This is a genomic window from Solwaraspora sp. WMMD791, assembly GCF_029581195.1.
In the GTDB taxonomy this organism is placed as follows: Bacteria; Actinomycetota; Actinomycetes; order Mycobacteriales; family Micromonosporaceae; genus Micromonospora_E.
In genome coordinates this window covers 1,474,757-1,487,870 of sequence record NZ_CP120737.1, presented here as the reverse complement: position 1 = coordinate 1,487,870, position 13,114 = coordinate 1,474,757, and the positions used below count along the sequence as shown (strand labels likewise).

Below are 13,114 nucleotides of genomic sequence, written 5' to 3'. Positions count from 1 at the left end.
TCATGACCTACCGCAACGACCCATACGATCCGAAGCAGGTCGCGCTGCTCGACCCGGCCGCGCTCGCCGGTGCGGTCGCTGACGCCGAGAAGGCGTTCGCCGAGGCCGCCGACCTGGACGCGTTGACCGCGCTGCGCCACCAGCACCTCGGCGACCGCGCCCCGATCGCGCTGGCCCGCCGCGAGATCGGTGCCCTGCCGCCGGCCGCCAAGGCCGACGCCGGCAAGCGGGTCAACGAGGCCCGCGCCGCCGTCCAGGCCGCCTTCGACGCCCGGCGCGGCGAACTCGAAGCCGAACGGGCCCGCCGGGTGCTCGCCGAGGAACGCGTCGACGTCACCCTGCCGTACGACCGCCGCCCGCGCGGTGCCCGGCACCCGCTGACCACCCTGATGGAACGCATCGGTGACCTGTTCGTCGGGATGGGCTACGAGGTCGCCGAAGGCCCCGAGGCCGAGCTGGAGTGGACCAACTTCGACGCGCTCAACATCAGCCCCGACCACCCGGCACGTGGGCTGATGGACACCTTCCACCTCGACCTGCCCGGCCTGGTGCTGCGCACCCACACCTCGCCGGTGCAGGCCCGCACCATGCTGACCCGCACCCCGCCGATCTACGTGGTCTGCCCGGGTCGGGTCTACCGCACTGACGAACTCGACGCCACCCACACCCCGGTGTTCCACCAGGTCGAAGGGCTGGTCGTCGACCGGGGCATCACCATGGCGCACCTCAAGGGCACCCTTGACCACTTCGCCCAGGCGATGTTCGGTGCCGACGCCCGGACCCGCTGGCGGCCGCACTACTTCCCGTTCACCGAGCCGTCCGCCGAGTTCGACGTCTGGTTCCCGCAGCACCGCGACGGGCCACGGTGGGTCGAATGGGGCGGCTGCGGCATGGTCAACCCCCGGGTGCTGCGGGCCTGCGGCATCGACCCGGAGGTCTACTCCGGCTTCGCGTTCGGTATGGGCATCGAACGCACCCTGATGTTCCGCCACGGCATCAGCGACATGCGCGACATGGTCGAAGGCGACGTGCGGTTCACCCGCGCCTTCGGGATGGAGGTCTGAATCATGCGGATCGCACTCTCCTGGCTGCGCGAACACGTCGACCTGCCGGCCGACCTGACGGCGCAGCAACTCGAAGACGCCCTCGTCGGGCTCGGCCTGGAGGTCGAGTCCATCGTCGACCTGGCCGGCACCGTCACCGGCTCCCTCGTCGTCGGCGAGGTCCGCGAGATCGAGGAGCTCACCGGCTTCAAGAAGCCGATCCGGTTCTGCCGGGTCGACGTCGGCACCGCCAACGGCACCGGCGAACCACAGGAAATCGTCTGCGGCGCCACCAACTTCGCCCCCGGCGACAAGGTCGTCGTCATCCTGCCCGGCGGCGTACTACCCGGCGGCTTCGCCATCGGCGCCCGCAAGACCTACGGGCGCAACTCCAACGGCATGATCTGCTCCGCCCGCGAACTGGGCGTCAGCGACGACCACGCCGGCATCATCGTGCTGCCCCCGGACGTCACCGCCGCGCCCGGCGACGACGCCCGGCCCGTCGTCGGCCTCGACGACGTCGTGGTCGAGGTCGAGATCACCCCCGACCGGGGGTACGCCATGTCGGTGCGCGGGATCGCCCGTGAACTCGCCCAGGCGCTCGGCGTACCGTGGCGGGACCCGGCGGCGGTCGACGCACCCGGCGCCACCGATACCCCGGCGTACCCGGTCGAGGTCCGCGACACCGTCGGCTGCGACCGGTTCGCCGCCCGGATGGTCCGCGGTATCGACCCGACCGCGCCGACGCCGGCCTGGATGGCCCGCCGGCTGACCACCGCCGGGGTACGCAGCATCAGCCTCGCCGTCGACATCACCAACTACGTGATGCTCGAACTCGGCCAGCCGATGCACGCCTTCGACGCCGACCGGATCTCCGGCCCGCTCGTGGTACGCCGGGCGGTCGCGGGGGAGAAGCTGACCACCCTGGACGGGGTGGCCCGCGTCCTCGACGCCGAGGACATGGTGATCTGCGACGACACCGGGCCGATCTCACTCGCCGCCGTGATGGGTGGCGAGACCAGCGAGGTGGTCGCCGACACCCGCACCGTGCTGTTCGAGGCCGCCCACTGGGATCCGGTGATGGTCGGACGCACCGCCCGGCGGCACAAGCTGTTCAGCGAGGCCGCCAAGCGGTGGGAACGTGGCGTCGACCCGGCGCTGCCGCTGGTCGCCATCGACCGCGCCGTACGGCTGCTCACCGAGTACGCCGGCGGCTCCGCCGGCGCGGAGATCCTCGACATCGACCACGTCGCGCCGCCGACCCCGATCGTGATCGACGCCGGGCTGCCCGGCCGCCGGGTCGGAGTGACGTACCCGCCGCAGCGGGTCGTCGAACTGCTGGAAGCCGTCGGCTGCACCGTCGCGACCGGCGCGAGGGCCGGGGTGGCCAGCGCCACCACCGTCGCCACCGGGGCGGCCACCGCCACCTCGGCGGCGTCGGCACCCGACGACGGTGCCGCGCCGCTGGTCGTCGCCCCGCCGAGCTGGCGGCCCGACCTGACCGACCCGGCCGACCTGGTCGAGGAGGTGGTCCGGCTGGCCGGCTACGACAACGTGCCCAGCGCCTTGCCGCCGGCCCCGGCCGGGCGTGGGCTCACCGCCGCCCAACGGCGTCGCCGGACGGTGGCGCGGGCGTTGGCCGAAGCCGGCCACGTCGAGGCGCTCTGCTACCCGTTCGTCTCCCCGCAGGCCGCCGACGACCTGGGGCTGCCCGCCGACGACCCGCGCCGCGACGCGGTCCGGCTGGCCAACCCGCTCGCCGACACCGACCCGCTGCTGCGGACCACCCTGCTGCCGCCGCTGCTGGCGACGCTGCGGCGCAACATCGGCCGGGGGCAGCGCGACGTCGCGCTCTACGAGATCGGCGTGGTGTTCCAACCCCGGCCGGACGCCGCCGCGCCACCGGCGATGGGCGTCGACGACCGGCCCGACGACGCGGTGTTCGCCGCCGCCGACGCCGCCGTACCGCACCAGCCGTGGCACGTCGCCGTGGTGCTCGCCGGTGAGGTGGCCCCGGGTGGCTGGTGGGGCACGGGCCGCCCGGCCAGCTGGGCCGATGCCGTCGAAGCTGGTCGGACCGTGCTCGACGCCGCAGGCATCCCGGCCGACCGGGTCGAGGTCCGGGCCGGCGAGTACGCGCCCTGGCACCCCGGGCGTTGCGCCGAGCTGCTGGTCGACGGGGTCGTGGTCGGCCACGCCGGTGAGCTGCACCCGGCGGCGGTCGCCGCGCTGGAACTGCCTCGGCGTACCTGCGCGATGGAGCTGGACCTGGACGCGGTACCGCCGGCTCCGGTCGTGCCGGCACCGGACTTCTCCAGCTTCCCGCCGGCGTTGATCGACGTCGCATTGGTCGTCGACGAGGCCACCCCGGCGGCGCAGGTCCGCGCCGCGCTCGTCGACGGGGCCGGCGAGCTGCTCGAATCGGTGCGGCTCTTCGACGTGTACGCCGGCGAGCAGCTCGGTGCCGGGCGCAAGTCCCTGGCGTACAAGCTGGTGTTCCGGGCCCCGGACCGCACGTTGACCGTCGAGGAGGCGGTGGCGGCCCGCGACGGCGCGGTCGCCGAGGCCGCCTCCCGGCTCGGCGCCACCCTGCGCGGCGCCTGACCGTACCGACACCGGAGTCCCGGCCCGGTCCGCCCGTTGTCGTGGCGGACCGGGCCGGGGCTTCAAGCGACCGTGATCAGCGCCGGAGCAGTGCGGCAAGGTCGACGGCGTCGGCCATCGCCGCGCAGCCCGCATCGTTGGGGTGCAGGCGGTCGCCGCTGTCGTAGGTGGCCGCCAGTCGGGTCGGGTCGGCCGGGTCGGCCAGCGCCGCCGCGAAGTCGATCACTCCGTCGAACGCTCCACTGGTACGGATCCAGTGGTTGACGTCGCGCCAGATCTCCTGCCGCTCGGGAGTGTCCAGGAACGAGCCGCCGAACGGCGGCACGGTGCCGCCGAAGATCGGCAGCCCCTGTGCTCGGGTCTGCGCGATGACCTGCTGATAGCCGGCGATGATGTCGGCGGCCGGGGCGCTGTAGCCGATGTCGTTGGTGCCCTCCAGGAGGATCACCGCCCGTACCCCGGTCTGGGCGTAGACGTCGCGTTCCAGGCGGGCCAGCGCCGGCACACCCCAGTACGGTTCCCCGTCGCGTGGGGCGAGCAGCCGGTTGCCACCGAGCCCGGCGTTCACCACGGACAGGGTGGGTCCGGGGCGGTCCTGTAGCCGGCGGGCGAGATGGTCCGGCCAGCGTTGGTTGGCGTTGCCGGTGGTGGTGGCGGTGTCGGTGATCGAGTCGCCGAGCGCGACGACGCTCCCGACGACCCTGGGGCCCGCCTGTACGTCGATTCCATCGACCAGCATCCAGCACGGCGTGTCGGCGTACCCGTCGGCGGTCGGTGCGGTCGCCCGGTCACCGGCCGCGAGGTGGTTTCCCTGGGCGGTGAACGGATGGTTGGTCACCGACCCGGTCGGCTCCGGTACGTACACGCTGACCAGCAGGGTGCTGAGCGCGGCGACCCGCAACGGCACCGGGTCACTGAGTGCCCGCCCACCGGCGGCGACGGTGACCTCCCGCTGCCCGCCGAAGGTCAGCTCCCGCATCGAGCCGGCGACAGCGGTCGCACCATCGCGCTGGATGGCGACCGACGCCCGACCGACCTTCAGCGCCCGGGTGCCGAACGTGTTGGTGACCCGTACCCGCACCGCCGTGCCGCCGGCGCTGACGAAGGCGACGTTGCGGACGGTCTGGTCGGCCAGCCCGTCCCCGGCCGGGCAGTCCGACCAGGGAATGGTGCTACCTTCGACCGGGCTCGGCGCCCAGGCGGCGACCCAGGTGGCGGCGTGCCGGTCGCCACTGGCCGGTCCGGCGGGCGCGGACGGTGCCGAGGGCGCTGCGCCACCGACGGTGACGGCGAGCGCCGCCACGATGGTGATCGCCAGGACTGCGCCGCCGCTGAATGCCGCCGCCCGCCTGCCTGATCGGCTCCGTCGTACCGGTTCCGCCGGTGTGGCCGGGTCGGTGTGATTGTCGCTGGGGCGCACGCCCACCTCCTTGTCGATCGGCCTGACCGGACGTCAGACCGATCGATAAGCATAGGGGAAAGTCGATATTTTAAGACTTGTGGACCGTGGTGTGGGGTCGCTGCGCAGGTGAGCAGGGCGGGTACCGTCGGTTCCCGAATCCGGCACTGGCGGATGCGTCGGAGCGGGATGAGCCAAGGGGACCTCGCTGACCTCGCTGACCTCGCCGGCGTCGACGGCGTCGCCGGCGTTCGTTCAGGCTGAGCGGGCCGCACCGGCACCGCTCGCGCTGAACTTACGTGTGCGGCGGCCGTCGCCACCGGCAACAGCCACCCCGACACACCGCCGCAGCCGCGCTCGCGCTCGCGTTACGCGCCCTGCACCGCGGCATCCTCGCGACACAAGCCGCATTCACCATCGGGCTCATCCAGCACTGAGACCGTTTCTTGGCAGGTTCGGGATCCGATGTAGGCGCAGCGTCGATCGACCCTCCGACTAGGATGCATGCGTGCCTCAATGGCGGACGACGCGTCTGGTCGCCGGTGCGTCGATCGCCGCGCTGGCAGTGGCGGCGTTCACCACTGGTCAGCCCCACTGGGGCTGGTTCCTCACCCTCACCGTCGGGCTGCCGTACGCGGTCCTCGCCGTACCCGTGCGGTGCGGTGAGCAGCTGTGGCAGGACGGCGACTGTCCGTACCTGGGGCCAGGACTGATTGTCGGCTGCCACCTGCACCGCCTCGACAAGATCGAGCGGCTCCTTGGCGCGCAACCACGGACCCCGGCCGGCGACCGCCAGGGCAGATCGGAAGTAGCGGTACCGCCGCCGGGCCGCAGTTCGACCCTGGCGCGCCACGTCGGGGAGGGTCTGGGTTTCGTTGCCGCCCTGCTGGGTGCCGTCGCCGGTCTGTTGGTCCTGCTCGGCGTGCCGTCACCCGGGTAGCCGAGGCCACCGCTGCCCGGTCTGCCGGTAGTGAGTCAGCAGCTCCAGCACCTCGGCCTTCAACCCGCCGACGAACTCCGTGGCCGGGGTCGCCGCGAACTCCTCCTCGCTCCTCCGGTGCAACTCGGAGTGGTTCCCTGAGGACGGCTCACCGCGCCCGACCCGGCGGCAGAGGAACCGGATGCCCGGGATCACCGGCACGTCGGCCTGCCGAATCGTGTAGAAGCGCCGGCGCGGATGACCCTGCCGCAGACGACGCCCCAGCCGAGGGGAAGCGCCGCCGCAGGATCGTGAGGAAGCCGGCGATGAACTGGTCGAGGTTGATGGAGACCTCGTTCGTCTCGGACCACCGGGTGAACCCGCGCACGTCGACGAAGATCGCCAGGTCGCTCCGGTCCTCCGCCATGTGCTCCCCACTGTCCTGTCGGGTCCCGCACGGCTCTGCTGGTGATCTGCCCGGTCCATGCTGCCGATGCTGGGCCGTCCCGATCGCCGGCTGCGACACGTCCGCTGGCACCCGTCGCCGAGGTGCCTGGAGGTGTCTCGTGTCCGAGGGTCGGTGTGTCGACCTCGGCTGACAATGGGCAGCTGTGGATCAACTGTCCGCGCCTCGGCATCGACCGCGCCGGGCCAGGTGGTGGCTACGCTGGGCGGTATGCCGAAGGCCATCTGGAACGGACTCGTGATCGCCGAGAGCGACGACACGGTCGTCGTCGAAGGAAACCACTACTTTCCCCGGTCGTCCCTGCGTGACGACCTGGTACGCGACTCCGACACCCACACCCACTGCCCGTGGAAGGGTGACGCCTCCTACCTCAGCCTGGAACACGAGGGTCAGCGCAGCGCCGACGCTGTCTGGTACTACCCGGAGCCGCTGCCTGCGGCTGACATGATCCGGGACCGGGTCGCCTTCTGGCGCGACGTCGAAGTCGTCGACTGACAGCCTCCTCTCACGTCACCCCTCCACCCCTCCACCCCTCCACCCCTCTCCGTTCACCGCGATCTTGCACTTATCGAGAAGATTTGTCCGAATTGTTCATCGATAAGTGCAAGATCGTCGGGATCTTGGGAAGGGGTTGTCCAGGGGGGCTGCATCCTGATACCGTCCCCTGCATAGAAATGCGGAGGTGGGTATGGGCATCCGGGTCGCCGTTGCCGGCGCGAGCGGGTACGCCGGGGGAGAGCTGCTGCGGCTGATCGCCGGGCATCCCGAGCTGGATCTGGTCGCCGCCACGGCGCACAGTCAGGCGGGCGCGCCGGTCGCCGCCGTACATCCGCACCTGGTCGGCCTCGACCTGACCTTCGCCGGCACCGACGCCGCCAGCTTCGCCGACGCGGACCTGGTCTTCCTGGCCCTGCCGCACGGGGAGTCCGCCGCGATCGCCGCCACGCTGCCCGCCGGGGTCAAGGTCGTCGACCTCGGTGCCGACCACCGGTTGACCGACTCCGCCGCCTGGGACCGCTACTACGGCGGCCGGCACGCCGGTTCCTGGACGTACGGCCTGCCGGAGCTGCCCGGCCAGCGGGAGCGGATCGCCGCCGCCGACCGGGTCGCCGCCACCGGCTGCTACGCCGTCGCCATCACCCTGGCGCTCGCCCCACTGATCGCCGCCGGCGCGGTGGACCCCGCCGACGTCGTGGTGGTCGCCGCCAGCGGCACCTCCGGCGCCGGCCGGGCCGCCAAGACACACCTGCTGGCCAGCGAGGTGATGGGCAGCCTGTCGCCGTACAAGGTGGGCGCGCATCAGCACGTCCCGGAGATCAAGCAGGCCACCGGTGCGACCAGCCTCTCCTTCACCCCGGTACTGGCCCCGATGCCGCGCGGCATCCTGGCCACGGTCACCGCCCGCCCGGCCGGCGGTGCCGGCACCGCCGCCGACCCGGCCGCCGCCGACCCGGCCGCCGCCGACCCGGCCGCCGCCGACCCGGCCGCCGCCGACCCGGCCGCCGCCGCGCGCGCGGCGCTGACCGCCGCGTACGCCGACGAGCCGTTCGTGCACCTGCTGCCCGCCGGCAGTTGGCCGGCCACCGCCGCGACTCTCGGCTCCAACGCCTGCCACCTGCAGGTGACCACCGACGTCGACTCGGGACGGGTGATCGTGACCAGCGCCATCGACAATCTCGGCAAAGGTGCCGCCGGACAGGCCGTACAGTGCGCCAACCTGATGCTCGGCCTGCCGGAGACCACCGGCCTGACTGCCTTCGGGGTTGCGCCATGAGTGTCACCGCGCCGAAGGGATTCCGGGCGGCCGGGGTGGTCGCCGGACTCAAGGCCAGCGGTGCGGCCGACGTCGCGCTGGTCGTCAACGACGGGCCGGCCACCACCGCCGCCGGGGTCTTCACCGCCAACCGGGTGCAGGCCGCGCCGGTGCGGTGGAGTCGGCAGGTGCTGCGCGCCGGCGCGGTGCGCGCGGTGGTGCTCAACTCCGGCGGGGCCAACGCCTGCACCGGACCGGGCGGCTTCCAGGACACCCACGCCACCGCCGAACACGTCGCCACGACGCTCACCAAAGCAGGCGGTACGGGGGCTGCGGGCGTCGGTGCGGGCGAGGTCGCGGTCTGCTCGACCGGGCTGATCGGCGAACGGCTGCCGATGGACAAGCTGCTCGCCGGGGTCGACGCCGCGGTGGCGGCGTTGTCCGCCGACGCCGGACCGGCCGCCGCCGAGGCGATCATGACAACCGACACCCGGTCGAAGACGGTGGTGATCGACGGCGCGGGTTGGCGGGTCGGCGGGATGGCCAAGGGCGCCGGCATGCTCTCCCCGGCCATGGCGACGATGCTCTGCGTACTGACCACCGACGCGCTCGCCGACGCCGCGGACCTCGACGCCGCGCTGCGTGAGGCCTGCCGGACCACCTTCGACCGGATCGACTCCGACGGCTGCCTGTCCACCAACGACACGGTGCTGCTGTTGGCCAGCGGTGTGTCCGGGGTCACCCCGACGCCAGCCGAGCTGACGGCTGCGGTCACCGCCGCCTGCGCCGACCTGGCCCGGCAGTTGATCGCCGACGCCGAGGGTGCCACCAAGGAGATCGCGATCGAGGTGGTCGGTGCGGCCAGCGAAGCGGATGCGGTGCAGGTCGGCCGGGCGGTGGCCCGCAACAACCTGGTCAAGACCGCGCTGTTCGGCAACGACCCCAACTGGGGGCGGATCCTCGCGGCGGTCGGCACCACCAGCGCCGCGTTCGACCCCGACCAGCTCGACGTGGCCATCAACGGCGTGTGGGTCTGCCGGGACGGGGCCGCCGCCGCGCCTCGCGACCAGGTCGACCTGACCGGCCGGCAGGTGCACATCCGCGTCGACCTGCACGCCGGCGCCGACATCGCGACCATCTGGACCAACGACCTGTCCCACGCGTACGTGCACGAGAACTCGGCCTATTCGACATGACGGATTCCCATGGACAGCTGAGCCGTGACCTCAGCGTCGCCCAGGCCAAGGCGGCCACCCTGATCGAGGCGTTGCCCTGGCTGGCCCGTTTCCACGGCGAGACGGTCGTGGTCAAGTACGGCGGTAACGCCATGATCGACCCGCAGCTGCAGCGGGCCTTCGCCGCCGACATGGTCTTTCTGCGTTACGCCGGCATCCGCCCGGTCGTGGTGCACGGCGGCGGGCCGCAGATCTCCAGCATGCTGCGCCGGCTCGGCATCGCCAGTGAGTTCAAGGGCGGCCTGCGGGTCACCACCCCGGAAGCGATGGACGTCGTCCGGATGGTGCTCGTCGGCCAGGTCGGCCGGGAACTCGTCGGCCTGATCAACGAGCACGGGCCGTACGCCGTCGGCCTGTCCGGCGAGGACGCGCACCTGTTCACCGCGGTGCGTCGCCCCGCGTACGTCGACGGCGAACCGGTCGACGTCGGCCAGGTCGGCGACGTCGACACGGTCAACCCGTCGGCGGTCGCCGACATCATCGCCGCCGGCCGCATCCCGGTGATCTCCACGGTGGCTCCCGACGTCGACGGTGTCCTGCACAACCTCAACGCCGACACCGCCGCCGCCGCGCTGGCGATCGCGTTGCGGGCCCGCAAACTGGTCGTCCTCACCGACGTGCCCGGCCTGTACGCCGACTGGCCCGACACCGCCAGTCTGATCAGCCGGATCGCCGCCGACGACCTGGCCGATCTGCTGCCCACCCTCGCCGCCGGCATGGTGCCGAAGATGGAGGCCTGCCTGCGGGCGGTACGCGGCGGGGTGCCCGCCGCCCATGTGGTCGACGGCCGGGTCGCCCACTCCACCCTGCTGGAAGTCTTCACCTCCGAAGGCTTCGGCACCATGGTCACCGATCCGACGAACGACGGGGAGTCCTGAATGACCTCGCTGCGGGACCGCTGGTCCGCATCGTTGATGGACAACTACGGCACGCCGCCGCTGGCGTTGGTACGCGGTGAGGGTGCCACCGTCGTCGCCGAGGACGGCCGCCGCTACCTCGACCTGCTCGGCGGGATCGCGGTCAACGCCCTCGGTCACGCCCACCCGGCGATCGTCGAGGCGGTCACCCGCCAGATCAGCTCACTCGGGCACGTCTCCAACCTGTACGTCGCCGAGCCGCCGGTCGCCCTGGCCGAGCTGCTACTGGCGCTGACCGGTCGCCCCGGCGCGGTCTTCTTCGGCAACTCGGGCGCCGAAGCCGTCGAGGCGGCGTTCAAGCTGTCCCGCCGGACCGGGCGCACCCACGTGGTCGCCACCCACGACGGCTTCCACGGCCGCACCATGGGCGCGTTGGCGCTCACCGGGCAGCCGGCCAAGGCCGACCCGTTCCGGCCGCTGCCCGGCGAGGTCACCCACGTGCCGTACGGCGACGCCGACGCGCTCGCCGCCGCCGTCACCGACCGCACCGCCATGGTGATCCTGGAGCCGATCCAGGGCGAGGCCGGCGTCGTGGTGCCGCCGCCGGGCTATCTGGCCGCCGCCCGGGAGATCACCACCCGGCACGGTGCCCTGCTCACCCTCGACGAGGTGCAGACCGGGGTCGGGCGGACCGGCCACTGGTTCGCCCACCAGGCCGACGGGATCACCCCGGACGTCGTCACCCTGGCGAAGGGCCTCGGCGGTGGGCTGCCGATCGGTGCCTGCATCGCCTTCGCCGACACCCAGGTCGGTGGCGTGGGCACCCCGGCAGCGCGACTGACCCCGGCGGCGCTGCTCACCCCGGGCAGCCACGGCAGCACCTTCGGCGGCAACCCGGTCTGCTGCGCGGCGGCGCTCGCCGTACTGCGGACCATCGCCGCCGACGGGCTGCTCGACCACGTCAAACGGGTCGGCGAGCAGCTGCGCCGGGGCGTCGAGGCGCTCGGCCACCCGCTGGTCGCCTCGGTACGCGGTGCCGGTCTGCTGCTCGGCGTCGTGCTCACCGCGCCCGTCGCGCCAGCGGTCGCCGTCGCCCTGCGCGACGCCGGCTTCCTGGTCAACCCGGCCCAGCCGGACGTGATCCGGCTGGCCCCGCCGCTGATCCTCACCGCCGAGCAGGCCGACGGGTTCCTCGCCACGCTGCCTGCCGCGCTGGACGCCGCCACCACCACAGGAGAAGGCTCGTGACCCGGCACCTGCTGCGCGACGACGACCTCAGCCCCGCCGAGCAGTCGGCGGTGCTGGACCTGGCCGCCGCGATGAAGGCCGACCGGTACGGCCACCGGCCGCTGGCCGGCCCCCGCTCGGTTGCGGTGCTGTTCGACAAGCAGAGCCTGCGGACCCGACTGTCGTTCGACGTCGGCATCGCCGAGCTGGGCGGCAACCCGATCGTGGTCGACACCCAGGCCACCCACTTCGGGCGCGGCGAGACCCTGGCCGACGCCGGTCGGGTGCTGTCGCGCTACGTCGCGGCGATCGTGATGCGCACGTACGGCGACGACCGGCTCGCCGAGGTCGCCTCGGGGTCGGCCGTGCCGGTCGTCAACGCGCTCACCGACGGGTTCCACCCGTGCCAGCTGCTGGCCGACCTGCTGACCGTGCGGGAGCACTGCGGCGGTACGGCCGGGCGGATCCTGACCTACGTCGGCGACGCGGCGAACAACATGGCGAACTCGTACCTGCTGGCCGGGGCGACCGCCGGCATGCACGTACGGGTGTCCGGGCCGGCCGGCTACGACCCGGCGGCGGCGGTCGTCGCCCGGGCCGGCGAGATCGCCGCCTGGACCGGTGGATCGGTGCAGCTCATCCGGGATCCCCGGGAAGCCGCCGACGGCGCCGACGTGGTCGCCACCGACACCTGGACGTCGATGGGGCAGGAGGCCGACGGCCGGGACCGGCGGACCCCGTTCTGGCCGTACCAGGTCAACAAGGAGCTGTTGGCGCACGCGGCACCGGACGCGATCGTGCTGCACTGCCTGCCGGCGCACCGGGGTGAGGAGATCACCGACGACGTGCTCGACGGCGGGCACAGCGCGGTCTTCGACCAGGCAGAGAACCGGTTGCACGCGCAGAAGGCGCTGCTGGCCTGGCTGGTCGCCCAGTCCGGCGACGACGGACCCGCCGGGGGGCACCGGTGACCGGGCCGGCGACCCGTACCGCCCGGCACGCCCGGATCATCGAGCTGATTCGGGCCAAGGCGATCCGCTCCCAGACCGAGCTGGCCGAGCTGCTCGCCGGCGACGGGATGCAGGTCACCCAGGCGACGTTGTCGCGAGACCTGGAGGAGCTCGGTGCCGTCAAGGTACGCGGGCGCGACGGCGGGCCGGCGGTCTACCTGATCCCCGAGGATGGCAACCCGACGCTGCGCCCGTCAGAGCAGGCCCCGGCCCGGCTGGTCCGGCTGCTGCACGAATTGCTCACCGGGGTCGACGCCAGCGCCAACATCTGTGTGCTGCGGACCCCGCCGGGCGCGGCGCAGTTCCTGGCCAGCGCGCTGGACCGGTCCGGCCTGCCGGACGTGGTCGGCACGATCGCGGGCGACGACACCATCCTGGTGGTCGCCCGGGATCCGGCCGGCGGCGCCGAGCTGGCCGGGAAGTTGTCCGCCTGGGCCGCGACCCCGCCCGGCCCGGCCACCACCTGACCGACCCGGCCCGGCCACCACCTGACCGACCCGGCCCGGCCACCACCTGACCGACCCGGCCCGGCCACCACCTGATCAGCGGCGGCCGCCACCTGATCAGCGCGGGACATCCCGCACACCTGCATGCCGAACAA

12 protein-coding genes are annotated in these 13,114 nt (G+C 72.9%); 10 read left to right on the top strand and 2 right to left on the bottom strand.

Annotated elements, in window-relative coordinates:
- The first annotated feature begins 2 nt into the window (after positions 1-2).
- Both pheS and O7623_RS06365 read left to right on the top strand, forming a co-directional pair.
- Positions 3-1,064 carry a phenylalanine--tRNA ligase subunit alpha gene (gene pheS / locus O7623_RS06370; protein WP_282227655.1) on the top strand — a complete coding sequence of 354 codons (1,062 nt, stop codon included), beginning with the start codon at positions 3-5 and terminating at the stop codon, positions 1,062-1,064.
- A gap of 3 nt (positions 1,065-1,067) precedes the next feature.
- Positions 1,068-3,647 (top strand): phenylalanine--tRNA ligase subunit beta, encoded by a 2,580-nt coding sequence (locus tag O7623_RS06365; protein ID WP_282227654.1) that lies wholly within the window; start codon positions 1,068-1,070, stop codon positions 3,645-3,647.
- Positions 3,648-3,723: 76 nt separating this feature from the next.
- Here O7623_RS06365 and O7623_RS06360 read toward each other — a convergent pair whose 3' ends face one another.
- Complete coding sequence (locus tag O7623_RS06360) at positions 3,724-5,067, bottom strand: SGNH/GDSL hydrolase family protein (RefSeq protein ID WP_282227653.1); 1,344 nt, start codon at positions 5,065-5,067, stop codon at positions 3,724-3,726.
- Between the two features lie 487 nt (positions 5,068-5,554).
- Between O7623_RS06360 and O7623_RS06355 the strand changes: the two genes are divergently transcribed.
- Entirely contained in the window at positions 5,555-5,986 is a 432-nt protein-coding gene (locus O7623_RS06355; protein ID WP_282227652.1) for a hypothetical protein, read from the top strand.
- Here O7623_RS06355 and O7623_RS06350 read toward each other — a convergent pair.
- Positions 5,975-6,187, bottom strand: a complete 213-nt coding sequence (locus O7623_RS06350; RefSeq protein WP_282227651.1) for a hypothetical protein — start codon at positions 6,185-6,187, stop codon at positions 5,975-5,977. The genes O7623_RS06355 and O7623_RS06350 overlap by 12 nt on opposite strands.
- Positions 6,188-6,641: 454 nt before the next feature.
- On the opposite strand from O7623_RS06350, the gene O7623_RS06345 reads away from it, so the two are divergent.
- The 7 genes from O7623_RS06345 (at position 6,642) to O7623_RS06315 (ending at position 12,980) form a co-directional block, all read left to right on the top strand.
- The gene (locus O7623_RS06345; RefSeq protein WP_282227650.1) at positions 6,642-6,926 is read left to right on the top strand and encodes a DUF427 domain-containing protein; all 285 of its coding nucleotides are present in this window, start codon (positions 6,642-6,644) and stop codon (positions 6,924-6,926) included.
- 193 nt (positions 6,927-7,119) lie between these two features.
- Positions 7,120-8,205, top strand: a complete 1,086-nt coding sequence (gene argC, locus O7623_RS06340; protein WP_282227649.1) for an N-acetyl-gamma-glutamyl-phosphate reductase — start codon at positions 7,120-7,122, stop codon at positions 8,203-8,205.
- Positions 8,202-9,380: a bifunctional glutamate N-acetyltransferase/amino-acid acetyltransferase ArgJ gene (gene argJ, locus O7623_RS06335; protein ID WP_282227648.1), complete on the top strand. Its 1,179-nt coding sequence runs from the start codon at positions 8,202-8,204 to the stop codon at positions 9,378-9,380. The genes argC and argJ overlap by 4 nt, the downstream gene beginning before the upstream one ends.
- Positions 9,377-10,297, top strand: coding sequence for an acetylglutamate kinase (argB, locus tag O7623_RS06330; RefSeq protein WP_282227647.1), 921 nt, complete (start codon positions 9,377-9,379; stop codon positions 10,295-10,297). Before argJ ends, argB begins: the two co-directional genes overlap by 4 nt.
- On the top strand, positions 10,298-11,524 hold the full coding sequence (locus tag O7623_RS06325) for an acetylornithine transaminase (protein WP_282227646.1): 1,227 nt from the start codon (positions 10,298-10,300) through the stop codon (positions 11,522-11,524).
- Positions 11,521-12,474, top strand: a complete 954-nt coding sequence (argF, locus tag O7623_RS06320; RefSeq protein WP_282227645.1) for an ornithine carbamoyltransferase — start codon at positions 11,521-11,523, stop codon at positions 12,472-12,474. The genes O7623_RS06325 and argF overlap by 4 nt, the downstream gene beginning before the upstream one ends.
- Positions 12,471-12,980 carry an arginine repressor gene (locus O7623_RS06315; protein WP_282227644.1) on the top strand — a complete coding sequence of 170 codons (510 nt, stop codon included), beginning with the start codon at positions 12,471-12,473 and terminating at the stop codon, positions 12,978-12,980. The genes argF and O7623_RS06315 overlap by 4 nt, the downstream gene beginning before the upstream one ends.
- Positions 12,981-13,114: the final 134 nt, after the last annotated feature.